25 protein-coding genes, 1 other RNA gene and 2 pseudogenes are annotated in these 25,979 nt (G+C 64.4%); 16 read left to right on the top strand and 12 right to left on the bottom strand.

Annotated features, from left to right (window positions below; all coding sequences use genetic code 11):
* Nucleotides 1–249 precede the first annotated feature (249 nt).
* On the top strand, nucleotides 250–1,737 hold the full coding sequence (locus B4394_RS23060; protein ID WP_078312599.1) for a CYTH and CHAD domain-containing protein: 1,488 nt from the start codon (nucleotides 250–252) through the stop codon (nucleotides 1,735–1,737).
* Here B4394_RS23060 and B4394_RS23055 read toward each other — a convergent pair whose 3' ends face one another.
* Together B4394_RS23055 and rnpB are read right to left on the bottom strand one after the other, a co-directional pair.
* Entirely contained in the window at nucleotides 1,738–3,162 is a 1,425-nt protein-coding gene (locus B4394_RS23055) for an RNB domain-containing ribonuclease (RefSeq protein WP_078312598.1), read from the bottom strand.
* Nucleotides 3,163–3,189: 27 nt separating this feature from the next.
* Nucleotides 3,190–3,610, bottom strand: an RNA gene (gene rnpB / locus B4394_RS23050) — RNase P RNA component class A.
* A 37-nt stretch (nucleotides 3,611–3,647) separates the two neighbouring features.
* On the opposite strand from rnpB, the gene B4394_RS23045 reads away from it, so the two are divergent.
* From B4394_RS23045 to B4394_RS23020, 6 genes and pseudogenes are all read left to right on the top strand, one after another.
* Complete coding sequence (locus tag B4394_RS23045; protein ID WP_078312593.1) at nucleotides 3,648–4,031, top strand: VOC family protein; 384 nt, start codon at nucleotides 3,648–3,650, stop codon at nucleotides 4,029–4,031.
* 43 nt (nucleotides 4,032–4,074) lie between these two features.
* Entirely contained in the window at nucleotides 4,075–4,998 is a 924-nt protein-coding gene (locus tag B4394_RS23040; protein ID WP_078316394.1) for a DUF4129 domain-containing protein, read from the top strand.
* Nucleotides 4,995–5,480: a hypothetical protein gene (locus B4394_RS23035; RefSeq protein WP_078312591.1), complete on the top strand. Its 486-nt coding sequence runs from the start codon at nucleotides 4,995–4,997 to the stop codon at nucleotides 5,478–5,480. The genes B4394_RS23040 and B4394_RS23035 overlap by 4 nt, the downstream gene beginning before the upstream one ends.
* Nucleotides 5,477–6,439: an AAA family ATPase gene (locus B4394_RS23030; RefSeq protein ID WP_078312590.1), complete on the top strand. Its 963-nt coding sequence runs from the start codon at nucleotides 5,477–5,479 to the stop codon at nucleotides 6,437–6,439. The genes B4394_RS23035 and B4394_RS23030 overlap by 4 nt, the downstream gene beginning before the upstream one ends.
* Nucleotides 6,436–7,663 (top strand): annotated as a pseudogene (locus B4394_RS23025) (DUF58 domain-containing protein). The gene B4394_RS23030 and the pseudogene B4394_RS23025 overlap by 4 nt, the downstream one beginning before the upstream one ends.
* Nucleotides 7,660–7,965 (top strand): annotated as a pseudogene (locus B4394_RS23020) (hypothetical protein); the annotation flags it as partial. The pseudogenes B4394_RS23025 and B4394_RS23020, both read left to right, overlap by 4 nt.
* A gap of 62 nt (nucleotides 7,966–8,027) precedes the next feature.
* Here the strand turns inward: B4394_RS23020 and B4394_RS23015 are convergent.
* Genes B4394_RS23015 through cobC form a run of 5 tightly spaced genes read right to left on the bottom strand, consistent with a single transcriptional unit; the run spans nucleotide 8,028 to nucleotide 12,836 of the window.
* Nucleotides 8,028–8,831 carry a HugZ family pyridoxamine 5'-phosphate oxidase gene (locus B4394_RS23015; protein ID WP_078316392.1) on the bottom strand — a complete coding sequence of 268 codons (804 nt, stop codon included), beginning with the start codon at nucleotides 8,829–8,831 and terminating at the stop codon, nucleotides 8,028–8,030.
* Nucleotides 8,832–8,840: 9 nt separating this feature from the next.
* Nucleotides 8,841–9,953 carry a bifunctional RNase H/acid phosphatase gene (locus tag B4394_RS23010; protein ID WP_078316391.1) on the bottom strand — a complete coding sequence of 371 codons (1,113 nt, stop codon included), beginning with the start codon at nucleotides 9,951–9,953 and terminating at the stop codon, nucleotides 8,841–8,843.
* Entirely contained in the window at nucleotides 9,950–10,672 is a 723-nt protein-coding gene (locus B4394_RS23005) for a zinc ribbon domain-containing protein (protein WP_078312585.1), read from the bottom strand. The genes B4394_RS23010 and B4394_RS23005 overlap by 4 nt, the downstream gene beginning before the upstream one ends.
* Nucleotides 10,669–11,820: a Nif3-like dinuclear metal center hexameric protein gene (locus B4394_RS23000; RefSeq protein WP_078316390.1), complete on the bottom strand. Its 1,152-nt coding sequence runs from the start codon at nucleotides 11,818–11,820 to the stop codon at nucleotides 10,669–10,671. The genes B4394_RS23005 and B4394_RS23000 overlap by 4 nt, the downstream gene beginning before the upstream one ends.
* Nucleotides 11,820–12,836: an Rv2231c family histidinol phosphate aminotransferase CobC gene (cobC, locus tag B4394_RS22995; RefSeq protein ID WP_078316389.1), complete on the bottom strand. Its 1,017-nt coding sequence runs from the start codon at nucleotides 12,834–12,836 to the stop codon at nucleotides 11,820–11,822. Before cobC ends, B4394_RS23000 begins: the two co-directional genes overlap by 1 nt.
* Nucleotides 12,837–12,870: 34 nt before the next feature.
* Between cobC and B4394_RS22990 the strand changes: the two genes are divergently transcribed.
* Genes B4394_RS22990 through B4394_RS22980 form a run of 3 tightly spaced genes read left to right on the top strand, consistent with a single transcriptional unit; the run spans nucleotide 12,871 to nucleotide 14,829 of the window.
* Nucleotides 12,871–13,530 (top strand): HAD-IA family hydrolase, encoded by a 660-nt coding sequence (locus B4394_RS22990; protein ID WP_078312582.1) that lies wholly within the window; start codon nucleotides 12,871–12,873, stop codon nucleotides 13,528–13,530.
* On the top strand, nucleotides 13,523–14,014 hold the full coding sequence (locus B4394_RS22985; RefSeq protein ID WP_078312581.1) for a low molecular weight protein-tyrosine-phosphatase: 492 nt from the start codon (nucleotides 13,523–13,525) through the stop codon (nucleotides 14,012–14,014). Before B4394_RS22990 ends, B4394_RS22985 begins: the two co-directional genes overlap by 8 nt.
* The gene (locus tag B4394_RS22980) at nucleotides 14,014–14,829 is read left to right on the top strand and encodes an SURF1 family cytochrome oxidase biogenesis protein (protein ID WP_078316388.1); all 816 of its coding nucleotides are present in this window, start codon (nucleotides 14,014–14,016) and stop codon (nucleotides 14,827–14,829) included. The genes B4394_RS22985 and B4394_RS22980 overlap by 1 nt, the downstream gene beginning before the upstream one ends.
* On the opposite strand, the gene B4394_RS22975 is transcribed toward B4394_RS22980, so the two are convergent.
* Nucleotides 14,814–15,758 (bottom strand): cobalamin biosynthesis protein, encoded by a 945-nt coding sequence (locus tag B4394_RS22975; protein WP_078316387.1) that lies wholly within the window; start codon nucleotides 15,756–15,758, stop codon nucleotides 14,814–14,816. The genes B4394_RS22980 and B4394_RS22975 overlap by 16 nt on opposite strands.
* 28 nt (nucleotides 15,759–15,786) lie before the next feature.
* Here B4394_RS22975 and B4394_RS22970 point away from each other — a divergent pair, with 28 nt between their 5' ends.
* The 6 genes from B4394_RS22970 (at nucleotide 15,787) to B4394_RS22945 (ending at nucleotide 21,282) form a co-directional block, all read left to right on the top strand.
* Nucleotides 15,787–16,599, top strand: a complete 813-nt coding sequence (locus B4394_RS22970; RefSeq protein ID WP_078316386.1) for an oxygenase MpaB family protein — start codon at nucleotides 15,787–15,789, stop codon at nucleotides 16,597–16,599.
* A gap of 37 nt (nucleotides 16,600–16,636) precedes the next feature.
* Complete coding sequence (gene nicT / locus B4394_RS22965; RefSeq protein WP_217697782.1) at nucleotides 16,637–17,680, top strand: Nickel transporter NicT; 1,044 nt, start codon at nucleotides 16,637–16,639, stop codon at nucleotides 17,678–17,680.
* Nucleotides 17,681–17,796: 116 nt separating this feature from the next.
* Nucleotides 17,797–18,165 carry a hypothetical protein gene (locus tag B4394_RS22960; RefSeq protein WP_078316384.1) on the top strand — a complete coding sequence of 123 codons (369 nt, stop codon included), beginning with the start codon at nucleotides 17,797–17,799 and terminating at the stop codon, nucleotides 18,163–18,165.
* Between the two features lie 30 nt (nucleotides 18,166–18,195).
* The gene (locus B4394_RS22955) at nucleotides 18,196–18,720 is read left to right on the top strand and encodes a DUF3558 domain-containing protein (RefSeq protein WP_286142357.1); all 525 of its coding nucleotides are present in this window, start codon (nucleotides 18,196–18,198) and stop codon (nucleotides 18,718–18,720) included.
* 111 nt (nucleotides 18,721–18,831) lie between these two features.
* Nucleotides 18,832–20,211: a WXG100 family type VII secretion target gene (locus B4394_RS22950; RefSeq protein ID WP_078316383.1), complete on the top strand. Its 1,380-nt coding sequence runs from the start codon at nucleotides 18,832–18,834 to the stop codon at nucleotides 20,209–20,211.
* A gap of 12 nt (nucleotides 20,212–20,223) precedes the next feature.
* Nucleotides 20,224–21,282, top strand: a complete 1,059-nt coding sequence (locus tag B4394_RS22945; RefSeq protein ID WP_078316382.1) for a T6SS phospholipase effector Tle1-like catalytic domain-containing protein — start codon at nucleotides 20,224–20,226, stop codon at nucleotides 21,280–21,282.
* Here B4394_RS22945 and B4394_RS22940 read toward each other — a convergent pair.
* The 4 genes from B4394_RS22940 to B4394_RS22925 all read right to left on the bottom strand — a co-directional run bounded on the left by B4394_RS22940 (nucleotide 21,272) and on the right by B4394_RS22925 (nucleotide 25,935).
* Complete coding sequence (locus tag B4394_RS22940) at nucleotides 21,272–21,868, bottom strand: LpqN/LpqT family lipoprotein (protein ID WP_078316414.1); 597 nt, start codon at nucleotides 21,866–21,868, stop codon at nucleotides 21,272–21,274. The two genes, B4394_RS22945 and B4394_RS22940, sit on opposite strands and share 11 nt — an antisense overlap.
* A gap of 584 nt (nucleotides 21,869–22,452) precedes the next feature.
* Nucleotides 22,453–23,370: an LppU/SCO3897 family protein gene (locus B4394_RS22935; RefSeq protein ID WP_078316381.1), complete on the bottom strand. Its 918-nt coding sequence runs from the start codon at nucleotides 23,368–23,370 to the stop codon at nucleotides 22,453–22,455.
* Between the two features lie 10 nt (nucleotides 23,371–23,380).
* Complete coding sequence (locus B4394_RS22930; protein WP_286142355.1) at nucleotides 23,381–24,046, bottom strand: LppA family lipoprotein; 666 nt, start codon at nucleotides 24,044–24,046, stop codon at nucleotides 23,381–23,383.
* 47 nt (nucleotides 24,047–24,093) lie between these two features.
* Nucleotides 24,094–25,935, bottom strand: a complete 1,842-nt coding sequence (locus tag B4394_RS22925) for an alpha/beta hydrolase (RefSeq protein WP_286142369.1) — start codon at nucleotides 25,933–25,935, stop codon at nucleotides 24,094–24,096.
* Nucleotides 25,936–25,979 lie beyond the last annotated feature (44 nt).

The following is a 25,979-nucleotide window of genomic DNA, read 5'->3' as shown; positions in this document are numbered from 1 at the left end:
ATACGGCGGGCGTCCCATAAGGGGACGATACCGACCGCACAACACCAACACTCGGCACCACACGCGGTGCGAAACGAATACGGCTGCCCAATCTGATACCCCGACCTTATGAGAATCCTAAGAGAATCTTAGATTACCCCGTGACAAGTCGTGACCATTGTTTACCTGAATGTGGCACCGTGTCTCATACTCGCCCAAGCCCGCACACGCCGAGCATCCCGTCCCTTCGACCGTCAGGGCACACCCCTCATGCCATCTCAGCACGTCGAGGTCGAGCGGAAGTTCGACGTCACCGACGCGACCATCAATCCATCATTCGACGGGATTTCCGCTGTCGCGCATGTGGAGCAGCAACCCCAGCAGGAATTGAACGCGGTGTACTTTGACACGCCCGACCAGCGGCTGGCCTACCAGCGCATCACGTTGCGGCGACGCACGGGCGGCACCGACGCGGGATGGCACCTGAAGTTGCCGGCGGGGCCGGACACCCGAACCGAGCTGCGGCTCCCCCTCGACGAAGGCGACGACGCGGATTCTCTTGCGGTTCCGGAGGAGCTGCGGGACACCGTGCTCGCGGTGGTGCGCGAGGACGAGCTGGCCCCAGTGGCCCGCATCAGCACCGTGCGCACGGTGGTGCGGCTGATCGGCGCCGAAGGTGAGCAGCTCGCCGAATTCTGCGATGACCAGGTGACCGCCACTCGGCTGACGGGCCAGGACTCCGGCGAGGAGGCCGCCGTGCAGAGCTGGCGGGAATGGGAGCTGGAGCTGTCGACATTCGGCGACACCGCACTGTTCGACCGGGTGACCGCTCGTCTGCTGGACGCCGGAGCGGCCCCGGCCGGGCACGGTTCCAAGTTGGCTCGTGTTCTTGACGTCCCCGAGCGTGCACGCCCCTCCGGTAAGGATCCCATCCAACGCGCCCTCCTCGAGCAGCTGGATCAGCTGCTCGGCTGGGACCGCGCGGTACGCGCGGACACCGATGACTCGGTGCACCAGATGCGCGTCACCATTCGGCGGATCCGCAGCCTGCTGCAGTCCAATCCGGAACGCTTCGGCGTGGACACGAACACCGAGCCGCTCGACGAGCTGCGCCTGCTGGCCAACATCCTCGGGGGTGCGCGTGATGCCGAGGTGCTGGCGCAGCGCTACGCCGCCGCGCTCACCGAGCTTCCCGAACCACTCATCCGGGGCCCGGTGCACGAACGTTTGGTGGATGCGGCCCAGCAGCACTATGACAACGGGTTACGCCGGTCGTTGGCGGCAATGCGCAGTCATCGCTACTTCCGGCTGCTCGATTCTCTGGACGCGCTGGTCGCTTCCGCCGGGCCGCCCTCGGACACCCATCACGCGGACGAGGGCGGAACACTCGACGCCGCGTACCGCAAGGTGCGCCGCGCGGCCCGGGCAGCGGCGCGTGCCGAGGGCGAGTATCGCGACGAGGCCCTGCACCGCATCCGCAAGTCGGCTAAGCGGCTGCGCTACGTGGCCAGCGCCGAGGGCGCGAAGCGAGTCTCGCAAGCGGCCAAGGACATCCAGGAACTGTTGGGTGAGCATCAGGACAGCACGGTGAGTCGCGCATATTTGGCCACGCAGGCCGCCGAGGCGCACAGCGCCGGTGAAGACACCTTCACCTACGGGGTGCTGTACCAGCGTGAGCACGACGCCGCCGAGACCGCACGCCACCAGGTGGAGGCGACACTCAAGGCGCTCCGTCAGGCCGTGCGCCACAAGAAGTGATCAGCTGCCCTCCGCTGGAAAGCCGAACAGCACGGTCCGGGTCTCCGGATTCGCTTCACGCAGAGTGAGTTTGGTGCGCTGGCCCTCGGGTGGATCGCCTTCGCAACGGGCCAGAATCGGCGGATCTGCCACGAAAACCTCAGCGGCTCGCTTCTTCTCCGCGCCTCGCAGCACGGCCGAATCGAAGGTCTGACCCTTCTGCGGGGCAAGCACGGTGGCCTCGGTGAGGTCCACACACGCCTGCTCCACCTTATTGGCCAGCGTATTCGAGGTCAGCAGCGACGATCTGACGTCGGCCAGGCCGTCGCGTGCCCACTGCGGCACCGGCGTACCCGCCGACAGCGCCAGGCAGATTTCCGTGGCGAACCGGTCGCCCAGCCGGCGCAGCGGTGCGGTCACGTGCGCGTAGGGGGCGGCGATACCCGCATGCCCCGCCGCCTGGTCATCCGGGCGGTTACCGTCGAAGACTAGATACGAAGCGCCCCGCAGGAGCGTGGTCGCCTGCGTCATCATCGCCAATGTTGTCGTGGCGCAGGGATCTAGAGCGGCCAGTTGGGCACCGATCGGGGTATCGCTCGACCAGGGCAGCCCGAGTGCATCGGCGGTCCGGCGGATCCACCGGCGCACATCGCCGTCCGCGGGCGGCAGCGTGCGCAGAATGCCGATGCCGCCATCGAGCATGATCTGCGCGGCGCAGATCCCGGTGAGCAGCGATATCTGCGCGTTCCAGCCGTCGGTTTCCGTGCGCGCCTCGATGCCGAGCTCCCAGTCACCGCTCGGGCCGCGCACGACTTCCTGCTCGGGCAGGCTCAACTCGATCGCTCCCCTGGCCAGTCCGAGATCTCTTCTCTTACGCCCGAATTCAGGGAGCACAGCGATCGAGGGATGCGGGTCCCCGGCATCCGCCGCGTCTTGAGCCTCCCGGTAGGTCAGCTGCCGTGTGGACTTCACCAGGGCGCGCTGAACGCTCCAGCTGACCGGGTTGGCATCGCCATCGGTTTCGATGCGCCATAGCGCGGCTGGCCGAATCTCGTGGGGCAGCAAGCTCGCCGATCCCTCGGAGAACACCAAGGGGTGCAGCGGCACCGAACCGTCGGGCAAGTAGATGGTCTCACCGCGCGTGCGGGACTCGCTGTCCAAGGCGCTGCCGGGTTCGATCTGCGCGGCGACGTCGGCGATGGCGTAGTGCAGCAGGTAACCGTTATCGGTGCGTTCCAGGTGCAGGGCCTGATCCAGGTCGCGCGATCCGGGCGGGTCGATGGTGACCAACTCCAGATCGGTGCGGTCGATACGCTCCGCGTGGTGTCGGTCGACGGCCTGGGCGGCATCACGCTGCGCGTCGGTACCGAATTCGGTGGGGAGCGTGAACTCCGCACGGATGCCGTCAAAGCTGAGGTCGCGGGCGACCAAGCGCTTCAACGTCACCGATCCAGACTAATCCAGGTCGGGAGGCGGACGAGTTGGCCTGTAAGCCGGATCCTGTTCCACGCAGCCACGGGCTAGCCGCGGCCGCGCAGCGGCGACCATCCATCTGGGCACACCGTCGCCGGGTACCTCAAGCGGCCTACCCGGAAGCTCGGGCGAGCAGCCCTCGAACACTTCCGCAGCTGTGCAAGCACAGCCTTTTGGCCTTGCTTCGGGTGGGGTTTACCGAGCCGAACCGGTCACCCGGTCCGCTGGTGCGCTCTTACCGCACCGTTTCACCCTTACCACCCCTGAGTCCCGAAAGACCCAGCGGTGGCGGTCTGTTTTCTGTGGCACTGTCCCGCGAGTCACCTCGGATTGCCGTTAGCAATCACCCTGCTCTGTGAAGTCCGGACTTTCCTCGAACCGCGGGATTTCTCCCACGATCCGCGGCCGCCCGGCCAACTCGTCCGCGCGGTCATCGTACTCGTGACAAGCTCATCGCCATGACGACAACGGCTCGACTGGGCGCGATATCGATCGACTGTTCGGATCCAGCGGCACTCGCCCGGTTCTACCAGCAGGTGCTTGACCTGGAGATTCTGTTCGAGAGCCCGGATATGGCCGCACTGAAAGGTGCCGCCGTGCTGCTGACCTTTCAGCGCGTGGCAGACCATCAGCCGCCGCAGTGGCCGACGGGTGCGCTACCGAAACAACTGCACCTCGAGCTCGCGGCGGCAGACCTGGATGCCGAGGAGGCACGCATCCTCGGGCTCGGGGCGACCAAGGCCGACACCCAGCCGAATCCGGGCGGATGGCGGGTACTGATCGACCCGGCCGGTCACCCGTTCTGCATCACCAACCTCATCCCTGAGGGCACCTATTCATGACCGTCTGCTGACGCGAATGGCCGTCTACATGTGACGATGAGGCATGAACAGTACAAACAAACTGTTCGTTCGAGCGGCCGGGCTCCTCGTCCTCGTCGCGCTGTTGGTCGTCGCACTACGCAGCTATCTGCCGGACCCAGCGATTCTCCCCCGGCCCGAGGAACCTCGCGATGAGCCTCGTTCAATAGCCTTGCAGCTCTTGCTGTGTGGTGTCGTCGCCATTCTCATTCTGTTGAGTCTGCGGCGACGGCGTCCCGGAATGCCGGTCTCGGCCGAGAGCCCATCGTATGTGCGGTTACACGGGTTGACCCGGCGCGAGGCGATCATCGCCGCCGCCAGCGTTCTCGCCCTGACGAGTGCGGTGTGGATGTCGCTCTATCTGACCCGGCCGGCGGGCGATTCTCCGGTGCGAGAACCTGCCCCGGGCACCTCCGAGCCGCGACCGGCCGCCGAGGCCGGGTCCCATAAGACCTCGGGCAACGCACCCGGTCGGGAAGAGTCCGGCGCGCCCACGGTGATCCTCGGTGTGGTGTTGATCGGCATCGCTGTGGCGATCTTCGTGCTGAGACGCAACGATCCGGATGCCCTAGATGCCGGTGGTGGCCCCTCTGTGGAATCCGAAGTCCTCGATGCGACACCCGGGTCGCTCGCCCATCTCGTCGAACTCGGCCTCGCCGAGGTCGCCGAGCCGGGCCGGGATCCGCGCGCATCGATCATCGCGTGTTACGCCGCCATGGAGCAGGGACTCACGGCGGCACCGGAGGCGGCACCGCTTGCCTCGGATACCCCGTCGGAAGTCTTGCAGCGAGCGGTTCACATCGGTGCCCTCCACTCGCATGCGGGCACCCAGCTCGTCTCGCTCTTCTCCGAGGCACGATTCAGCCCACACCAGATGACGCAGACCGATCGAGAGTCCGCGGTGCGATGGCTGCAGAACGTGCTGGACGACCTTCGGAGCAGGCAATGAAATGGTTCGTACCGGCCGTGCTGCTGGTGGTGATCCTGGCCGAAGCCTGTGTGGCTTCCAGTCCGCTGCGCTCCCTCACTCTTCCGATCACCGGCGCAGTGGTCGCCGTCGCCCTGTACCTGCTGTGGAGGCAGCTGCGGAATCCGCCGGAACCAAGGCCGCTGCCCCCGGCCAGCCTTCCGGCGGACGAGACGTTGCACCGATGGCTTGCCCGTGCCGAGGCGAGGATCAGTTGGGCCGAACGGACCCGCGGCGACTGGGATCGACATCTGCGGCCCCTCATCGCGGCCGATTTCGAGACCGCGGCAGGTCATCGACAGTCAAAAGATCGCGCCGCGCTCGCCGCGACCGGGCGCATGATGTTTGGCCCCGACCTGTGGCCCTGGGTCGACCCGAATGGCGCATCGCATAAGGACCGTGCTGAACCGGCCCCCGGGCGCGCCGTACTGCAATCGATACTCGACCGATTGGAGCAGATGTGACGACACTTCCGGTTGCCGTCGCGACCCAACACGCCGACGCGGTGCTGACGGAGATCGAACGGGTTGTTGTCGGAAAACGCGATGCGCTGCAACTGATTCTGTTGACGATCCTCGCGCGCGGGCATGTCCTCATCGAGGATCTACCGGGCCTGGGCAAAACGCTGATCGCCCGATCGTTCGCGGCAGCGCTGGGGCTAGATTTCGCCCGAGTGCAGTTCACGCCGGATCTGCTGCCCGCCGATCTGCTGGGCTCCACGATCTACGACATGTCTTCCGGGCTGTTCGAGTTTCGTACCGGACCGATCTTCACGAATCTCCTGCTGGCCGACGAGATCAACCGCACTCCACCCAAGACGCAATCGGCGCTGCTGGAAGCGATGGCGGAGGGGCAGGTCAGCATCGACGGCGAAACCCGCAGACTGCCAGCCCCATTCGTGGTGCTGGCGACGGACAACCCCATCGAGTATGAGGGAACGTATCCGCTACCGGAGGCACAGCTGGACCGGTTCGCGATGCGGCTGCAATTGGGATATCTCAGCGAGGACCTCGAGATGGAAATGCTGCAGCGGCGATTGAACCGCGGATCAGCGCAGCCGATTGTGTCGCAAGTGATCGCCGCCGAAGACCTTGTGATGATGCGGGAAGCGGTGGAACACGTTTCGGTACATCCGGATGTCCTTCGCTATATTGTCGCGCTGGCCGCCGCGACGCGCACTCACTCGCATGTCGAGGTCGGTGCCAGTCCGCGTGCGGAGCTGGACTTGGTGCAGATGTCGCGGGCGCGGGCCATGCTGCTCGGCCGCGACTTTGTGATACCCGAGGATGTCAAAGCGCTCGCCGTACCCGCTGTCGCGCACCGGATCAGTCTGCGTCCGGAGATGTGGGTACGCCGCATCACCGGCGCGCATGTGGTCGACGAACTGTTACACCGGCTGCCGGTACCGCGAGCGTCCGGATGATCAGTTGGCGCGCTTCCCCGCTGACATCGGCGCTGGCTGCCTGCGCCGGCACCGCGTTGACACTTGCGATGGTGACGGGCCGGTGGCAGTTGGTCATGTTCGCGGCACCTTTCATCGGCGTCCTCGTCGGAGCCACCCAACGCCCCAAGGATGGCCGGGTATGGGTTTCCGAGGAGTCAGAACCGTTACGGTGCTTGGAGTCTGAGACGGTAACCATCACCACGACGATCGAATCGGCCGAACCGGCGGTGGTCTGCCGGCTACTCCCGGCGCCCGTGGAGGGTCTGCACATCGAGGTGGGCAAGGCAAGAGCGCCGAACCAGATCACCATGCACGTGTCGGCTGAACGCTGGGGCCGGTACACCATTGCGGTTCAGGTTCACACAGTTTCCACGTCTGGCCTGTGGGCTGGCGCTCCGGTAACGCTGCCTGCCGCAGAGCTGCGTGTGTACCCATTGGCAGACCCGCAGGACGTCACGCTGCCGCCCGCCGACCTGCCCGACCGGATCGGCACACACCTGACGCGACACCATGGACCGGGCGTCGAATATGCGGACATTCGTGAGTATGTCCCGGGTGACTCACTGCGAACCGTCAATTGGAGAGTCAGTGCGCGGCGGGGAAGATTGCATGTCACCGACCGGCTGACCGATCGGGCCGCCGATGTTGTCGTTCTGATCGACACCTATCCGCAGCCGTCGGGTCCGGCAACAACGGCGACGGAGCGATCCGCACGTGGCGCTGCCCAGCTGGTGCAGTCGGTGTTGCAGCGCGGAGACCGGGCGGGTGTTGTCCTGCTGGGCAGTGCTCCACGCTGGCTTGCTCCCGACATCGGCCGCCACCAGTTCTATCGCCTGCTGGACGCCGTTCTGGATGCCGGAGAATGGCATTCACAGAGCGTCAGTGCGCTGGCCCCGCGCGCGGCGATGCCGCCCAACGCGATCGTGGTGGCGTTCTCCACGCTGATGAACGCCGATTTCGGTCTGGCCCTCACCGACCTTAGGCGGCGCGGGCACGGTGCTGGTGGTCGATGTGCTCGACCGCTTGCCTTTCCGTGAGGAACCCGATCCGATCGTCGCGCGCTGGTGGCGATTGGAACGTTCCCGGATGTATCGCAATATCGCTGTGACGGGAGTCGACGTGATCGGCTGGAGTCACGACTCGGGACTCAACCACGCCATGCACCTGCTGCCGCGGCGCCCGCGAATGGCACGGCGCCGATGAAAACGAGTGTGGTGTTGGCCGTGCTGTTGGTCATCGGCGTCCTGGCACGCACCGATACGTCCCCGGTGATCGCGATGCTCTCCGGTATGACCGCCGTGATGTGTCTGTCGGCCGCATACACCCGGCATTGGCCGTCCGACGTTCTTCCCGCGCTGCTGTTCGGTTGCGTGGCATTGCTCGCGGCGGCACCCGCATGGCACGCATCGTGGCTGCCTTTGGCCGTACCTGTCGCCATCGTCGTCATCTATGTTCTGGCGCTGCGGCCCTTTACCCAGGGCAGCGGCGGCACCGTGGAGCGATGACGATCGCGATCTGAGTCATCCACAATCTTGCCCCGATTGGTGGATATCGAAACCTGGGTGCGCTAGGCGCCCGGGTCGGCCAGCCGTGCCAGCTGCACGGTCGCACCGCGGAGCTCATCGATCGAATCAATCGGATCGACGTAGCCGACTCGGGTCACGGACCAACCCCGCGGCGTACTCACCCGGATATCCAGCCCGTATCGGTCTGCTCCCTCACAACGAGCCGCGGTGGCGTCCGGGTATCCACCGAGTCGTTGTGCCATCGCGAGCAGCGCCTGCCCGTGATCGTCGTTGAGGTGAGTGACCGCTCGATCAGCCTTGGGCGAGACGGGATCTGGTGCGGCCGAATCGTAATCGGCGCCACTTGCCGAGTCCATGCGGCCGTAGCCGCCCACCCAGCGCACGCGTTCGACGTCCAGAATCCAGACAGAGAAATCGCTGTAGTCGATGTAATAGCGGGCGGCGGGCACCGCAGCGATGTGGGCCTCACGCGCCGCGGGCAGCTCGTCCGGGCTGGGCCGGCGCACCTTCCCGGCAAGGGTGATCCGGGTGTTGGCCAACGGATCCTCGGGGGCGTCGGGCGCCACGATGGAAACGCTCGCTCGGGGGTGGCGTATCAGGTTGCGTCCGTGCTCAGCCATCTTCGATACGCAGAGCACCGGCGACCCACCCAGTAGCCCATAGGTGACCAGCGACGCCCATGGCTCACCGTCGGCAGACAGGCTCGCAAGGGTCGCGATGTTCGTCGACGCCGCAACCGTTCTCGCCTCCTCGGCGGCCGAAGGCCGAGCCGGGTTGGCGACATCTGCCAGGGGTGGGGCAATGGTGGGCGCATCGCCCGGATCGCCGTGATCGCGAGAAGCCATGGCGACAGCCTAAGTCAGGTACGAGGTCTCATTGACGAGTCGCACTGAAGCCGGCCCGTCCGAGTAGAACTCGGCGATGCTCAGCGAGGCCAGATCCAGGTGCAACCGGTACAGCAGGCTGGGTCCCGCATCTAGTGCCAGGCGCAGCAGCGTCTTGATGGGCGTCACATGGGAGACCACCAAAACCGTGGCGTCGCCGTACTCGGCGATGATCCGATTGCGGGCACGGCGCACCCGGTGGTGCACGGTATCGAAGCTCTCCCCTTCCGGCGGAGTCACCGAGGCATCGCTGAGCCACTGGGCGTGCAGCTGCGGATCACGCGCGGAAGCTTCGGAGAACGTCAAACCCTCCCACGTGCCGAAGTCGGTTTCGATCAGATCGTCATCAACCGTCAGCGGTACTCCCAGTGCCTCGGCGGCCGCAGCGGCAGTCTCCTTAGCGCGGCCCAGCGGCGAGCTGATGACGGCCGCGATACCACCGCGGCTCGCGAGGTAACGTGCCGCCTTCGCGGCCTGATCGCGCCCCAGTTCGGTCAGCTCAGGATTCCCGCGACCGGAGTACCGGCGCTGCACCGAAAGCTCGGTCTGCCCGTGGCGAAGCAGCAGCATTCGGGTGGGCTTGCCGCGCGCACCGGTCCAGCCCGGCGCGGCATCGGCAGGCTTGGGCTCCTTGGCTTCTTTGGTTTCCTTGGGCTTCTTCGGAACCTTGGGTTCGATGCCACTGGCACGGTCCATCGCCTCATTGGCCAGCCGATCGGCGTGCTTATTGCGCTCCCGGGGAATCCACTTGTAGTCGACGGTTTCGAACTGCATCGCCGCGGTGATCGCCTGCCGGTACAGCGTGATGAGGTCGGGATGTTTGACCTTCCAGCGGCCGGACATCTGTTCGACGACGAGTTTGGAGTCCATCGAGACGCTTACCTCAGTGGCGCCCAGTCGCGCCGCCTCCGCCAATCCCGCTATCAGACCGCGGTATTCGGCCACATTGTTGGTGGCATGACCGATCGCCTCGCAGGCCTCGCCCAGTACCGTCTCATGATCCGGGGCGAACACCACGGCGCCATATCCGGCCAGCCCGGGGTTACCGCGCGAACCACCGTCGGCCTCGACAAGAACTCTCACAGGCGCACCAGGATCGCACTGCACTCGGGGCACCGCAGCACCTCGTCGGCGGCCGCGGCCGAGATCCGGGACAGCTCACCGCGGTCCAACTCAATACGGCACGCGCCGCACTTGTTGCCTTGTAATAATCCCGCTCCCGGACCTCCCGAGCGGCGCTGCCGTTCATAGGCTTCCAGCAGCGCCCCGTCGATGGAGGACGACAGGCCGTCACGACGCTGCCGAATCTGGTTCTCCTCGGCATCGGTGTCGATGGAAATCGCACGCTGGAGCCGCTCGATTTCCGCGATCCGTTCGGCGATCTTGTCGGCGCTGGCCTGAGCCGAAGCCTGTTGGGCCTGGAGCTCCTCGCGACGCTCCATCAGCTCCAGCTCGGAGTCCTCGAGGCTGGACTGGCGGCGCTCCAGGGTGTCGAGCTCATGCTGAATATCGACGAGTTCCTTCGGGTTCACGCTGCCCGAGGCCAGCAAGGAACGGTCGCGGTCCTCCCGTTGACGCACGGCGGTCACCTCGGTGTCCAGCTTCGCCACCTGAACATCCAGGTCTTCCAGAGCCAGACCGAGCGCACTCACGTCGCCGAGAATCTTCCGCTGCTGCGCCTGCAACTCCCCGTGCTCCTGGCGTTCCGGCGGATTCGCACGCCGGTGCGTGAGGCGCGTCAATTCGGCATCTACGGACGCCAGATCTACCAGGAGACGCTGTTGTGCCACATCGGCTTTCATGCTCGTTCTTCTTTCTCTGGACCACCCAGGGTCCAAGGGTCTGTGCGAACTGGCGAGATGCGCGTCGGTAACTTCTCTCCGAATTCGGTGTCGAGCACCCGCGCTGCCTGCGCACACCACGGGAACTCGCTGGCCCAATGGGCGACGTCGACAAGTGCAACGCTACTTGCCCGGGCATGCTCGTCGGCGGGATGGTGCCGCAGATCGGCGGTGACATACGCGTCAGCCCCGGATCCGACCGCGGTACTCAACAGCGAGTCGCCCGCACCGCCGCAGACCGCGACGGTCTGAATCAGAGCATCCGGATCACCGGAGGCCCGGGTTCCCCACACGGTTCGCGGTAGGGCGGCACCGACGCGGGATACAAAGTCACGTAGAGGCTCCGGTTCGGGCAGCACACCCACCCGCCCCAGACCGGTGCCCGTCGGCACGGGTGCCATGGGCAGGACGTCGATGGCCGGCACTTCATAGGGATGGGCGGCCCGAATTGCCGCGAACAGCCCACAGCGCAGCCGGGACGGGGCGACCATCTCCACCCGATCCTCGACAACCTGCTCCACGACACCGTGCACACCGATTGCGGGGTCCGAACCCTCCAGCGGGCGGAACTGCCCGGTACCGGTGGCGCTCCACGAGCAGTCCGAGTAGGCGCCGAGTTGTCCGGCGCCGGCGTCGAACATGGCGCGGCGCACCACCTCCGCGGATTCGGTGGGCACGAATACCACCCATTTGTCGTAGTCGGCGAACTGCGGGGCGAGCACCGAGGTCACTTGCAGCCCAAGGGCTTCCGCGAGGGCATCGGACACACCGGGGCTCGCGGAGTCGGCGTTGGTGTGCGCCGTGAACAACGCGCCGCCCGAACGGATGAGGCGATGGATCAGCGCGCCCTTGGGCGTACTGGCCGCCACCGTGTCCACACCGCGCAGCAACAGCGGATGGTGCGCCAACAGCAGATGCGAACCGGCAGGCGAACCAGCACTATCCATCTCGTCGAGCACTGACGCGGTCGCATCGACGGCGACGGTCACCGCCTCGATCTGCTGCTCGGGGTCACCACAGACCAAGCCCACTGAATCCCACGATTCGGCCAGGGCGGGCGGATACGCCGCGTCAAGCACACCGATGATGTCCGCGAGCCGCACACCCACTACAGAATCTCCTTCATCGCTTGCACCAGCTCCGGCCATTCGGGTCGCACCGCCACCCGCAGATAGTCGCCGCCCAGCCCCACGAAGGTGTCGCAGCGGCGGACGGCGATGTTCTTGACCTCCAAGTGTTTTCGCATCAGTTTGACGTCGGGCACGGTCACCAGCAGGAACGGTGCCGCCCCTTCGGTGACAGTCAACCCTAGGCGGCGCAGCGCATCGGCCTGCTGGCGCCGCGTGTCGGCAAGACGCTGGGAGTCCTCCGCGGCGAGCGCGACCGCTTCCGGGGTGTTGCAGGCGATGAGGGCTTCGAGTTGCAGTGTGCCCAAAGGCCAATGCGCACGGCCGTGCGTAAGACTGTCCAGCACCTCGGGGTCACCCACGGCGTAGCCCGCACGCAATCCGGCGAGTGCCCACGTTTTGGTGAGGCTGCGCAGGACTACCAGGCCGGGCAGTCGCTCCGCCGCCAATGACTCCGGCTCGCCGGGCACCGCGTCCATGAAGGCCTCGTCGACCACCAGGACTCGTCCAGGACGACGCAACGCGAGCAGATCCGCACGGCGGTGCAGCACCGAGGTCGGGTTGGTGGGGTTCCCGATGACCACCAGGTCGGCGTCGTCGGGAACCGTGGCGGCGCCGAGGGTGAACGGTGGCGGCAACACCACGTGGTCGATCGGGACACCGGCCTCGGCAAGCACGGCTTCCGGTTCGGTGAAGCCCGGTGCAAACAGAGCGGCCCGGCGCGGACTCAGCCGGGGCAGCATTGCGAAGGCCTCTGCGGCCCCCGCCAGCGGCAGCACCTCATCGGTCGTTCGGCCATGTCGTTCGGCGATCGCGGAAACGGCGCGCTCCTGATCGGCGCGGCGCGGGTAGCTGCCCAGCTCATCGAGCCGGACGGCGAGCCGATCACGCAGCCAGTGCGGTGGCGCGGCGGCGCGCACATTCACAGCGAAGTCCAGGACGCCCGGAATCAGCGCCTGGTCGCCGTGATAGCGCACTCCCTTTCGCGGCCCAGTCATGTCTCGACACTAATGTAGGGGGGTGGCTCCTCCGATGCTGGTGATCTTCGATCTCGACGGCACCCTGACCGATTCTGCACCGGGGATCGTCTCCAGTTTCCGTCACGCGCTCAGTCACGTCGGCGCGCCCGAACCGACCGGTGATATCGCGTCGCGGGTGGTGGGACCGCCGATGCACGTCACACTCGGTTCGATGGGGCTCGGCGACCGTGCCGCCGATGCGATCGCGGCCTACCGAGCCGACTACGGCGCACGCGGATGGGCCGTCAACGAGACGTTCGACGGCATCCACGACGTGCTGATCGGGCTACGCGAGGCGGGGGTGCCCATGGTGGTGGCGACATCCAAGTCCGAACCGATCGCGGCACGGATTCTGGAGCATTTTGGGCTTGCCGAGTTTTTCCAGGTGATCGCCGGGGCAAGCCCGGACGGTGTCCGGTCCAGTAAAGCCGATGTGATCGAGCACGCCCTGTCCCAGCTGGATGAGGTTCCCTCGACCGGCGTGGTGATGGTGGGCGACCGGGTACACGATGTGGAAGGTGCGGCCGCACACGGTATCGGCACCGTCGTCGTCGACTGGGGTTACGGAGCAACGGATTTCGACGACGATGCGCCGAACTCCGGCGATCTTTCCCGATGGATCATCGGGCGTGTCGGCACCCCGCAAGAACTGCGGGAGGAACTTCATGTCTGAGCCTCTCCATGTCACCTTCGTATGCACCGGCAACATCTGTCGCTCCCCCATCGCCGAGAAGATGCTGGCGCACCAGCTCGCCGAGCGCGGCCTGGGCGATCGGGTGCGCGTGACCAGCGCCGGTACCGGAGATTGGCATTCCGGACAGCCAGCCGACGAACGCGCGGCCAGTGTGCTGGCCGAGCACGGCTACCCGACGCAGCACCGAGCGGCCCAGGTGGATGGTGATCATCTGAGCGCCGATCTCATCATTGCCCTGGCGCGCAACCACTCCCGCATGCTGCTGCATCTGGGAGCCGACCCCGAACGGGTGCGGCTGCTGCGGTCCTTCGATCCGCGGGCGGGCCGGGCGGCCATGGATGTCGAGGACCCTTACTACGGCGACCGCAAGGATTTCGCGGACGTGCTGTCGGTCATCGAGGCCGCGATGCCCGGCCTGCACGCCTGGGTCGACAAGACGCTCGCGGAGCGTGAGACCAGCTGATGCGACGTCTCGCGTTTCTGCTGCGCCCGGGATGGATTGCCCTGGCGCTGGTGGTCATCGCATTCGCGTATCTGTGTTTCACGGTGTTGGCGCCGTGGCAGCTGGGCAAGAACACCAAGACCTCGCGGGAGAACGACCGCATCGCCCATTCGGTAAGCGCCGACCCGGTGCCACTGAAAGACGAGCTGCGGCCTGACTATTCGATGCCCGAGGACTCCGAATGGCGCCGGGTGACGGCGACTGGGCATTATCTACCGGACCGCCAGGTGCTGGCCCGGCTGCGCGTGGTCGATGCCAAGCCCGCCTATGAGGCGTTGACGGTGTTCCAGGTCGATGGTGGTCCTGCGATTCTGGTGAACCGCGGCTATGTGCGGCCCGAAGAGGGCACCAGCGCGCCCCCGGTACCCGTGGCGCCCACCGGCCCGGTAACCATCAACGCGCGGCTGCGAGAGCCCGAACAGCAGTCAGACAAGGCGCCTTTCCTGGAAAACGGTGAATACCAGGTATATTCGATCGTTCCGGGGCAGGTTTCGACGCTGCTGAAGACTCCGCTTGCCGGGCCGTATCTACAGCTCTCGGAGAATCAGCCAGGCGGTTTAGGGGCCATCCCGCTGCCGCAGCTGGACGCCGGACCGTTCCTGTCCTACGGCATCCAGTGGATCGCGTTCGGGATTTTGGCGCCATTTGGGTTGGGGTACTTCGTCTTCTCTGAGATCAGACAGCGCCGCGCGGCGGCCGCCGCGGTGAACGCCGTGAAACCCGGGACACCACAGACCACCGAAGAACGGTTGGCCGACCGTTACGGGCGGCGCTGACGCCACGCAGCGATCACCGCGGCAACGGCTGTCACATTCTGGACGGCACGCGAAAGCCGAGCTGCCTCATGCACTTCCCCGATCCTGGGTGCGACACCGCACCCCAGTGTGGGACGGATCTCCTCGCCGTACGGATACCGGACGGGGCCACCGAGACGCACGCCGAGAGCACCCGCGAAGGCCGCCTCGGCGACACCGGCGTTGGGACTGGGGTGACGCTGCCCGTCGCGCAGGCAGACACGCAGCGTCGCGACCGCTGAGCCCCCGAGAAACGGGGCCGCAACCGCCGTGGCCAGCGCGGTGAGCCTGGCGGGCAGCAGGTTGAGCAGGTCGTCCAACCGTGCTGCCGCCCAGCCGAATCGCAGGTATCGGGCCGATTTGTGGCCGATCATCGCGTCGAGGGTGTTGGCCGCACGGTAGGCCAGCACACCAGGAACGCCCGCGAGTGCCGCCCATACCAGCGGCCCGGTGTGGGCGTCGGAGGTGTTCTCTGCCAGGGATTCCACGGTGGCACGGGCGATTCCGTCGACGTCCAGCAGGCTCGGGTCCCGGCCGCAGAGGGACGGCAACAGCGCCCGCGCGTCGTCGATGTTGTCGTCATACAGGTGTTCCGACATCTGCGCGCCCACCCGGACCAGGGATGTTCCGCCGAGGGTCGCCCAGGTCGCGATGGCGGTCACGATGACGGTGGCGGTCGCCGAGCGGCGCGCTGCGCGTTCAACTGCCCATCCGGTGACGGTGACGGCGGTCAGTAACGCGGCGGTGTGGGCTGCGCCGGCAAGCTTGGTGTCCCGGTAGGTGTACGTCTCCAGTGCCGCGGCGGCCTGCCCGAATCCGGCGACCGGGTGGAACCGGCGCGGGTCGCCGAAAGCCCGGTCCAGGGCGTAACCGAGGGCGATACCCGCGGCGCGGAATCCTCGGCGCGACACGCACACACCCTATAGAATTTGCTGCGCAATGAAGCACTCCCCTGCCAGGCTCGTGGACCTGGTCAATCCCGCTTCGCTGCTGTTGCCTGCCTCGAACGTGATCATGCAGTTGTCGCATCCGGGCGTCGGATATGGAGTGCTGGAGAGCCCCGTCGACAGCGGCAACGTCTACAAGCATCCGTTCAAACGAGCCCGGACCACCGGGATGTTTCTCGCGGTCGCGACGATGGGCAGCCGCCACGACCGTGAGGTGATGAAACGCGGTGTTGACGCGGTGCACCGGCAGGTGCGCCCCACCCCCAAGAGCCCAGTGAAGTACAACGCCTTTGATCCAGGACTGCAGCTGTGGGTGGCGGCGTGCCTGTACCAGTACTACGTGCAGGCCTATGAGTCGCTGCACGGCCCGCTCGATGATGCGACGGCCGATGAGATCTATCGTGACGGCGCACGGATCGGCACCGCGTTGCAGGTGCGGCCCGAGCAGTGGCCGCCGGATCGGGATGCGTTCAACGACTACTGGAAACGGTCCGTCGACGAGCTGCGGATCGACGCACCAGTGCGCGAACATCTGTTGGGTGTCGCGTCGTTCACGATGCTGCCGTGGCCATTGCGGATGGCCGGACGGTTCAATCTGTTTGCGACCAAAGGGTTTCTGCCCCCGCAGTTCCGCGAGCTGTTGCAGGTTCCCTGGACGGATCGCGACCAGCGCCGCTTCGATGCACTGCTGAGCGCGCTACGGATCGCCGATCGGATGGTGCCCGCACAGGTGTGGACGTTGTCCTATACCGCGCTCATCTGGGACATGCGATTACGCGAGCGTCTGGGTAAGCCTGTCGTCTAGGCTCGCAGACGTGCAGATTCTCACCGGCTGGCGTCGATTGGACGAAGGTCAGAGGCGCAGCGTCATCGGGATGAGTGTCGCGGTGGGCGCACTGCACGTCCTGGGCTGGGGCATGCTGCTCTTCCTGGTCACTCCCGCACATTTCACGGTGCAGGGCAGCGTGTTCGGGGTTGGGCTGGGTGTCACGGCGTACACGCTGGGCATGCGGCACGCCTTTGATGCCGACCACATCGCGGCCATCGACAACACCACCCGCAAGCTGGTGGCCGATGGACGACGTCCGATGTCGGTGGGTTTCTGGTTCTCCCTGGGGCATTCGTCGATCGTGTTCATCATGGTCGGGCTGCTGGCGCTTGGCGTTAAGGCGTTGGCGGCCAATGTGTCCGACGAGCACTCGTCGCTGCAACAGTGGACGGGCGTGTTCGGGACAGCAGTCTCCGGCACGTTCCTGTTGCTCATCGGGCTGCTTAATCTGGTGTCGCTGATCGGGATATACCGCATTGCCAAGCGGATGCGCGGCGGCGAGGTCGACGAGGCGGCGCTGGAGCGCGAGCTGTCCAACCGCGGTGGGCTGAACCGGCTTTTCGGGCCGCTGATGGCGGCGATCCGCAAGCCCTGGCAGATGTACCCGGTGGGCCTGCTGTTCGGGTTGGGGTTCGACACGGTCACCGAGGTGTCGCTGCTGGTGATCGCCGGAGGTGCCGCCGTGACCGGGCTGCCCTGGTACGCGATCTTGGTGCTGCCCATCCTGTTCAGTGCCGGGATGTCGCTGTTCGATTCGCTGGATGGGTCGCTGATGAACTTCGCCTACGACTGGGCGTTCCAGGAGCCGGCCCGCAAGATCTACTACAACCTGGTGGTCACCGGACTGTCGGTGGCGGTGGCTGTGCTGATCGGATCGCAGGAGATCATTTCGATTCTCACCGAGAAGCTCAACATCACGACGGGTCCGCTGGCCGCGGTGGGCGAGTTGGATCTGGCCGCTATGGGTTACGTGATCGTGGCGCTGTTCATCGTGACGTGGGCGTTAGCGGCGCTGGGCTGGCGTTACACCGGGGTGCGCAGACGCTGGGGCGGCTAGCGCGGGTTTTTCACAACTGCCCGAAATTCGATGGAACCGATTCGGGACGTCCGACGTCCTATATACATACGATGAACCTGACCTGGCCAAACCCGGCCAAGACCTGAGGGGGCTCTATGTCGCTGGAAAACCTGAGAAACAGCGCCAACAATGACGGCCTGGTACTACACCTGGACCCGAGCCAGTTCAAGGCAATCCTCACGGCATGTGATGTGTATACGGACGGATTGAAGAGCCTGAAACACGATGCCCAGGCGCTGAGTGAACGTAAGCTCGGGTTCTCTGAGGAGCACCTCGACTCAGGTGCACAACTTGCGCGAAAGTTCCAGGCGAAGGCGGCCGGAGATGCTAACAGTGCCGAGAACACCTTCCAGTCGCACATCGATCGTGTCGAGGAAATGAAGAGCTTGTTTGTTGCACTTCGGGATGCCTACGAACGGACCGACCACAGCAATGCGAACTCGTTTGGCGGATTCGGTCGTTAACCGACTGATAGAAACATGTTGCTTCGCAGATTGACGCTGGCCGGTGTCGGCATGATCCTCATTGGGTGCGGGCCGCACATCTCCGGCACACCGGTGACGTCGCCGCTCCCAACGAACGACAAAGGCCACACTCGTATCACTTACGACCCCTGCAAGGAGATTCCAGCGAGCGTCATCGCACAGCAAAAACTCGACTCTCGGCCGCCGCAGCCAAGCTCAATCAACGGCGGCGGGGTTGAAAACTACTTATGCAAGTACAGAGCACAGTCTGGGTACTACCTCTCCATATCTGCGTCGAACTACACCCTTGAGATGGACAAAAAGGACACAACCCATTGGGGTTATAGAGATTTCGAAATCAACGGTAGGAAGGCACTCAGTTTCTACCTATCCACCCAGCCTAGGAAGGACGGGTGTGCGATCGATGTGGCGGCGTCCACTGGCGTGTACGGGGTCCTGGTCTCGGATGGACTGAATGGCTTTGACCCATATCCCGATTGCTTGTCTGCTGCCCAAGCGAACATCGAGGCGTTTATGCCGTACTTCCCCTACTGATCAGACCGCGTCGAGTATCTCGAAAAAGTTCAAGAATCATGGAACCGGATCGATGCCCGTCACGTCAGAACCTAATAGCGGACTTGTGTGCCACGAGACGAAGGAGCTGCCATGAGCGGAGATGAAGACGACTGGACTAAGGGCAACCGCGAACGCGACGTGCTCTATGCCAAGCAGCGTCTACACGGCTCCAACATCGACGGTGGAACTGAGTCGGCGAGCATCCCAACCGAGGACTTCGGCAGCTGGGCACATGCACAGATCAAGCAAGCTTCTGACGCATTTGATTCGGAGTCGGCCCTCGAAGTTTCAAACCAGTGGGAGACGCTCGCCACCGGCTTCAAATCGGTACTCGACAACTTCAAGAGCTCCTTAGATACAGCGATCAATGGCAGCTGGACAGGAGAAGGAGCTGAGGCAGCCAAGCAGGCAATCTCCGCATACAAGAGCCACGCCGAACAGGTCAGCGATGGCATGTCGCTCATGGCCACTAAGCCCGCTGAGGTTGAGACAGCGATGACGCAGATCAAGGGCCTCATGCCCGAGGTCGTTCAGGTGGATGAACCGCAGGTACGGACACAGGCGGCGTACGAGCACTATTACGCCCAACAAGCGCTGGCTCAGCAGAAGCAAGACGAAGCTCGCATGATCATGCGGAACGTCTGGTCCCCCGTGTCTCAACAGGCGGCTTCCGGTCTCCCGGCTCTTCCTCCGGCTCCACAGTTCGCAGATGCCGCAGCCATGCCGGTCAACGCCGCATCATCGTTATCCGGCTTGGGGAACGGCAAGGACATCAAGCCCGACCAGATCAAGCCGATCGACGAGGCCTCAGTGCGCGCAGCTGCAGCCGCCGCTCTGGCGGACCCAGCGCAAGCGTCCGCCTCCGGCGGATCTGGCGCTGCCGGTGCTGCTGCGGCCGCCGCAGGTGCAGCGGGTGGTGGTTCGGGAGCTGGCGCCGGAGGCCCCGCAGCCTCAGCGTCCGCTGCTGCCGGAGCGGGCGCCGGAGCCGGAACCCGACCCTCCTCGGGTGGCAGTACGACCGCGACCGGTCCTAACACTGGATCGGTCCCGGGCACCTACGGCATCGGCCGGTGGGGCAAGCCAACCACCAACAAGGACGAAAACAAGGACAAGGATCAGAACGCGGATCTCGCTCCCCTTGCCGCCGGACCGATCATCGCCGGCTCGTACACCGCGGGTGCTGGCATGGGACTCGCGGCCGCACCCACAGTGTCGCCGATGTCGGGCATGGGCATCGCTCAGCCGCCAACCATGATGTCGGCGGGTGCCGCCGGTCAGCATCATCAAGAGGACGAGGACCAGCACTTCACGCCGGAGTTCCTGGTAAGCCTCGACAACGGCAACGAGCTAATCGGCCCGTTGCCCAAGGTGTCCCCCGCCGTCATCGGTGTCTGGAACGAGGAGCACGTCGACTACCAGAATCCGCACGCTTCGCCGTACGACCCGAAGCCATACGACGGCGAGGACTAACGCCAGATGACGATGAGTAAGAACATCGTCATCTGCTTCGACGGCACTGGCAATCAGATCCGCGCCGCGGGGAACACGAATGTCGTGCGCGGCTATGACATGGTGATCCACGATCAGACCGACCGCCAGATCTCGTACTACGACCCCGGCGTAGGCACCGATCCAGCCGTTGGCACCTATGCTCCGGCAGGTCAATTCGTCGCCCGCGTCCTAGGTTTCGCATTCGGGATTGGTTTGCGTGCCAAACTGGCTCAGGCCTACACATATCTGATCGAGCGGTGGCAGCCCGGAGACCGCATCTTCATCTTCGGATTCAGCCGCGGTGCTTTTTGCGCCAGAGGCCTTGCCGGGCTTCTCAACTCGGTCGGCATGCTGCGCCCAGGCTCGCAAGACCTCGTACCCTATGCAGCGAGCTTGTACGCGCAGTCGTGCGCGAGCTGGCCCCCCGAGCGCTGGGATCAGCTGCATTCGTTCTCCCGGACCCTCGCTCGTCGCGAGGATGACAAGTTCTCCATCCCTATCGCATATCTGGGCCTGTGGGATACCGTCAGCGCGCCCGGCATCTTCAAGCGCGGCATGCAATGGCCTTATGCACCAAGTGTTCCCAACGCACTGGCCGGGCGCCACGCGGTAGCCATCGACGAGAAACGCCGACCCTACCGCGAGTACCTCATCAAATCCCTGGGTGATCAGCGGCTCGTCGACGAAGCGTGGTTCGCTGGCATCCACTCCGACATCGGCGGAGATTACGCCGATGACGACAGGCTTTCCGATATCGCACTGAAGTGGGTAATCGAGGGCACTGCCGAACATGGGTTACTACTCAATACCGATAAATACCAACGGTATTGCTCGGTTGAACCTACTTATGCCATGGGCAAGATTCATCGCGTCAACTGGCTCTGGGCGCTGTTGATTTTCCGCCGCCGACACATCCCCGACGGCGCCTGGATTCACGCCAGCGTCGCCGACCGTATGGCAGAAGACAGGAACTACCGGCCACCGCTACCGGAGCACACTGCCATTGTCGATGCCCAATGGGCCCCTCCGGCAACCGATATCAGGATGTAGCCGGCGGACTGACCTGTAGCCCCGCCAAGATTGTTTCGCGGGCACTGTCGAAACCCCGCACGGTGTCGTCCAACGCCTGCACCGACACCCCAACGGTGAACACCTTGCTGCCATTCTTCACCACCACAATGGTGGTGGTGACCCGGTGAACAGGGATTGTCCCCAGCGCCATGTTGTAGGTCAACGTCTTCGACGGATACCCGCAGATAGTGCTCGAAGCTTCAACAAGGTCCGTAATGCCGAACATCTCCAACCCCTGCTGCTCCGCAGCGAAGGCGGCCTCCTCGGTCGACACCTTGCCCGTCAGGTTGGCCATAGCCACCGTGGCGTTCGGAACAAACCCGTTGGCCTGAAGGTCGGGAGCCGCCAAGTAGACACGCACCACACCGCTTTCGAACCGCTTGACGCGCTCCCAGCCTGAGGGCTGCGGAACCTCTACACGCGGCTCAGAATCGTCATCCAACGGCATTTCCAACAGGGGTACCGTCACCGAACTGCACTTGGGGTTGGTAAGCCGCTTACCCTCCTCGCCAGGAGTGGCTATCGCGTCACCGTCGACGATCGCCGTGCATCCCGATACCAGCATCGTCACGGCACAAGCCACTGCCAGCATCCATCTAGGTGCCCGAATCATTGGATCAGCCTAAGGCAGGGATTGACTACAAACGGTCAACTCGAGCCGCGGGATATATGTACTCACACCGGCACAGACCTCCGCCAACGGAGGCTGCTTTGGGTCATGGAGGTGGGCCCAGTAACAGCGTCTCTGTCCGTCGCGTGGCGGCGAAATACTACTCATCCTCCGACTCTCCTGGTATCTCAGACGCAGACTCTGGCGGCAGCAGGGAGATTTTCGGGTGGGACCGGAACACCTAGACTGGCCAGCTTCTCGTACGCACGCCTACGCGTGGCCCGTTCGAGTTCCTGCTCACTTATCGCACTAAGTCAGGGCAAAACTGGCCAATGTTGGCAAGTATGACTTGCCCGCTGTGGGTAGCTATGTGACGTTTACAGTCGCAGAGCGTGTTGGGATTTGGCAGATCCCTTGGCGTACAACGCCTGTAAGTTTCTGTGCGATACGGGAACGGCGAGCAATGGTGCTGGTCGCGAGCCGCGCAGTTATCGTTGCCGATACGTCCTTAGCAGCCCACACCCACGCTGCGGCGTGTGCTAGCGCTGGGTTTCGGTGCAGATGGTGTAGAGGCGTACGGGGTGGGCGAATCCGCCTTGGGCGCAGTCGTGGGTGTGGTTGACGTTGCGGAAGACTCGTACCGGTTTCTCTTTGTTGGGTATGGCGGGGTCGTCGCATGCAACGTTGATGATTTTCCCGGGGCTGATTGCTAGACAGCGGCTGGTTTGCCAGGCGTAGTCCAGACATGCGGTCCATTGCCCATCAGGGCCATTGTGGTAGTAGCTTTGGTCAGCATCGCGGACGCATTCACGAGGGTGGCTGACTTGCTGGATGATTTTGACATTGCTGCGCTCGGAGTCGCAGGGCACGACCGACAGCGTTGAGTGCGCCGTGGTGCCGCCGAGTTGCGCGCAGGCACCTACCGGAGCAGCGGTGTCCGCTGTGGAAACCTTTTGTGCGGGGTCGGGGTACTGGCGCGGCAGGATTGTGAAGTCAGGTGCTGCCTGAGGAGCCTTGTCGAGGTCTTTCCACGCTTGTTCCCAGGCTGCCGCTACTTCTCTGTCGGTGAACTGGCGGGCTAGCCATCCTTGGCTGATGGCTAGATAGTCGGCTCCGACCGCGACGGCGGCCACTATCGCGACTACGCCGGCGGCCAGGGCGCGGCGCCCGGTGCGCGAGGTGTGTGTGGCGAGCAGCCAGGCCGCCGCCACTGCTAGCGCGGCGACCAGGAACCACCAAGGGCCGTGCCCGGCACGGCGCCACCAGATCATGTCGGCGACAGCGAGGGCTGCCACAACTAGGAGGGCTGCACTCGCAACTAATGCCCAGCGGCAAATCGGTGGGCGGCTCGTCTGCCGATGGTGGCTGCCGGATTGGACCGGGCCCGTGGTCGGGTCGTCATCGAGCTGTTCGCTCCGCTGCGTTTCGTCGGTGTCGTTATCTACAGAGTCAGTCACGTTCTGGGCCTTACCGGGTGCCGCTGGCGGGAGGATTGCCCTGTTCGGACTGGTAACGGTCCAGAGTCTTCTGCCATAGCCGACAGCCCACTGACCCTGCCAACCTTGCTACGACGCGGGTACCGATTTCGAAGCTGTTCGTCCATTGGTTGTTGGAGTCCGGGTTGTAGTCGTTGTCGTGGATGACGATGTCGTGGTTTTGGGCCACATCGGTGTTTCCTGCCCACTGTGTGATTCCGAAACCGCGCGCTTTGTCCTCGACGATCTTGACGGCGGCTGGCCACACGTCCTCGGGGATCGGGCCGCTGAACAATGCAGACCGTGTGTTGCGGGTGACCGCCAGCACCGAGTCGCCCGACCAAATTGCATCCGAATCCATGTTTTGGAGGCAGCTAAGCCAATGGAGCCCGTCATCGTGCCATTTCCAGGTGAGACCGGGCACCAGAGCAGCTATTTGATCGGCCATCTCGGCGATAGCGGCTTCGGCAGCGGCGTAACCCTCTTCCGAAGAGCCTTTCGGAGCCAGCTTGGCGATTTCCTCCTGAAGGCGCTCCGCGCTCATTGGCCCCTTACCCGAATCGCCGCTACCGCAACCGCTCATGACCACGACCGCAGCTGCCAATGCCGCGGCCCCGGCGCTCCAGCGTGACCGTGAACGTCTGGACGTGGCATACACAGATCCTCCTGCGTGGACGTTATCGCGATACCTTCGCACTTGGAACCTCACTTCATTTCCTTGGTGATGATTCCTGGTTCAGCCGGTATCGCCAGCCCCGGCTGGTTGATGAGCACGGTAGCCAAGTTGTATCCCGACATACGCAGCAAATTGTTAGAGCCTTTACGCGGATATTCCGAATGCCCGTAGGCACGCTCGCGGAACTGATTATCTAGCGGGCTGCAGCCTCCCTGGTCAGCGAGCAGCTGCTTGAAATTTCCCTTATAGGGGCTGGACCACAACGGGTTGATACCGCCGATCAGATCATTTTCGGCCAGCATCGCGAACACCCGATCAGGACTCATCCCCAGCCCGCCGGGCGTGCCCGCGGCCAGTCCCGGCGAGCCATAGAGCACCGCGTAGTCGACATACTCCGATGCGCCGTTCTTGAGCGCATACGAACTCAGCAGCGAACCATAGGAATGACCGAACAAGGCCACCGTCTGGTTCGGATTAGTCGCCTGCATCATGGACAAGAACAGCTTCAGGTTCTGGGCGCCCTTGGCGGCCTTACTCGGGGTGGCGGCCCCCAGATCGATGCCGGGCGCGTCGTAGCCAATCCACGCAATCGACGCTACCGTCTCACCGCCGTGACCGGACAACTGCAGTTGCTTGCCGCCTTCTACGGCGAGGTTGTAAGCCTCGGGAACCATGCTCGACAGCGATGAGGATGTCCAGCTGGTGATGCCGGGCACCGTCACCGAGACGTGATCGGCCATCGCCGGATTGCCCACTGAAATTGCGGCCAGAATCCGCTCACTGGTGTCCCACATCCCGCGGCCGGTCGTCGGGGTGCCCGGGCCGTTGAAATCCACCAAGTATGTATTCGGCGACTGATCCAGGGCGGCTTTGATCGCGTCTATTTCTTTAAGTCGATCGTTGATGTTGGACAGCTCACCGCGGTTGCCGATGTTGCGCCGCAAGAAGCTGTCATTGATCTCGTTTCTGCGGTTCTCCAGCCATTTCTTCTGCTCTGCCAACTGCGGGCGCAAGGCGGCATCGGTATCGTTAGGGCCCGATGCGATCGCCGAGGCGGCCTGGCCATCTGGCACATTGACGGGCTGTCCCTTGCACTTCTGGGACTCCTCGTCCTTGGACTGCTTCTGGCTATTGCGTGTATTCGAGCAGTTACAGCCGTCTTCACCGGGCCCTTCCCGACCCGGCACCACCTGACCGCCAACAAAAGAGCCACCGCTGGCTCCGGTGTTCCACACCGTCTCTGCGATTTGATAGTGCTGTCCAACTTCATCGCACTGCTGGCGCCGCTGTTCAGAATCCTGCTTGTCCTGATCCTGCTGGTTCTGGCGCTGATCAGACTGCTGATTCTGCTGCTGTTCAGGCTGCTGCTGCTGTTCAGGCTGCTGCTGCGAACCTTGTTGTGGCGTGTTCTGTTGTGGGGCTTGATAGTCCGGGTTCGCTTGGCCGGGCCCTTGCGTGTACGGGGTAGCGGTTTGGTAATTGGGAGGCTGGGTGCCATGTTGGGGTTGTTGCGCGCCCTGCTGGGGCTGCTGGCCTTGCTGCCCTGCTTGTTGTCCAGCTTGCGGGGCACCCGTGTTGTAGATGCTGATCCCATTGTTTTGGTCTAACGGCGCCCGGTTGCCGCCTTGGTAGTCCGGCATGGAGCTGGGCATGCCTGGGGGCTGAAATTGCGATCCGCCGCCGTCAGTCATGCCGCCGGTGGGTCCCGTAGGACCTGTGGGGTCCGCGGTGGCCCCCGGCACCAGGTTGATGGCTCCGATCCCTGCCGGCTCGTCGGTGATGTGCCAGCCCGCCATAGCCACAGCAGTCACTGCGACAGCAGCCAAGCTGCGCCGGATACCTTCGGGTACAGACGTTTTGCGCGCCTTCATCGGCGTCATCAGCAGTTGCCTTTTCTCTTCTAGGTCAGGCTCGG

This window comes from Mycobacterium sp. D16Q16 (assembly GCF_002013745.1).
GTDB lineage: Bacteria > Actinomycetota > Actinomycetes > Mycobacteriales > Mycobacteriaceae > Mycobacterium.
This window is presented reverse-complemented; position numbering and strand designations above follow the sequence as displayed.

Coding starts and splice junctions, on each gene's coding strand:
- B4394_RS23060 (WP_078312599.1), top strand. CDS start 250: ATGCCATCTCAGCACGTCGAGGTCGAGCGGAAGTTCGACGTCACCGAC.
- B4394_RS23045 (WP_078312593.1), top strand. CDS start 3,648: ATGACGACAACGGCTCGACTGGGCGCGATATCGATCGACTGTTCGGAT.
- B4394_RS23040 (WP_078316394.1), top strand. CDS start 4,075: ATGAACAGTACAAACAAACTGTTCGTTCGAGCGGCCGGGCTCCTCGTC.
- B4394_RS23035 (WP_078312591.1), top strand. CDS start 4,995: ATGAAATGGTTCGTACCGGCCGTGCTGCTGGTGGTGATCCTGGCCGAA.
- B4394_RS23015 (WP_078316392.1), bottom strand. CDS start 8,831: ATGGCTTCTCGCGATCACGGCGATCCGGGCGATGCGCCCACCATTGCC.
- B4394_RS23005 (WP_078312585.1), bottom strand. CDS start 10,672: ATGAAAGCCGATGTGGCACAACAGCGTCTCCTGGTAGATCTGGCGTCC.
- cobC (WP_078316389.1), bottom strand. CDS start 12,836: ATGACTGGGCCGCGAAAGGGAGTGCGCTATCACGGCGACCAGGCGCTG.
- B4394_RS22990 (WP_078312582.1), top strand. CDS start 12,871: ATGCTGGTGATCTTCGATCTCGACGGCACCCTGACCGATTCTGCACCG.
- B4394_RS22985 (WP_078312581.1), top strand. CDS start 13,523: ATGTCTGAGCCTCTCCATGTCACCTTCGTATGCACCGGCAACATCTGT.
- B4394_RS22980 (WP_078316388.1), top strand. CDS start 14,014: ATGCGACGTCTCGCGTTTCTGCTGCGCCCGGGATGGATTGCCCTGGCG.
- B4394_RS22970 (WP_078316386.1), top strand. CDS start 15,787: ATGAAGCACTCCCCTGCCAGGCTCGTGGACCTGGTCAATCCCGCTTCG.
- B4394_RS22960 (WP_078316384.1), top strand. CDS start 17,797: ATGTCGCTGGAAAACCTGAGAAACAGCGCCAACAATGACGGCCTGGTA.
- B4394_RS22950 (WP_078316383.1), top strand. CDS start 18,832: ATGAGCGGAGATGAAGACGACTGGACTAAGGGCAACCGCGAACGCGAC.
- B4394_RS22945 (WP_078316382.1), top strand. CDS start 20,224: ATGAGTAAGAACATCGTCATCTGCTTCGACGGCACTGGCAATCAGATC.
- B4394_RS22940 (WP_078316414.1), bottom strand. CDS start 21,868: ATGCTGGTATCGGGATGCACGGCGATCGTCGACGGTGACGCGATAGCC.
- B4394_RS22925 (WP_286142369.1), bottom strand. CDS start 25,935: ATGAAGGCGCGCAAAACGTCTGTACCCGAAGGTATCCGGCGCAGCTTG.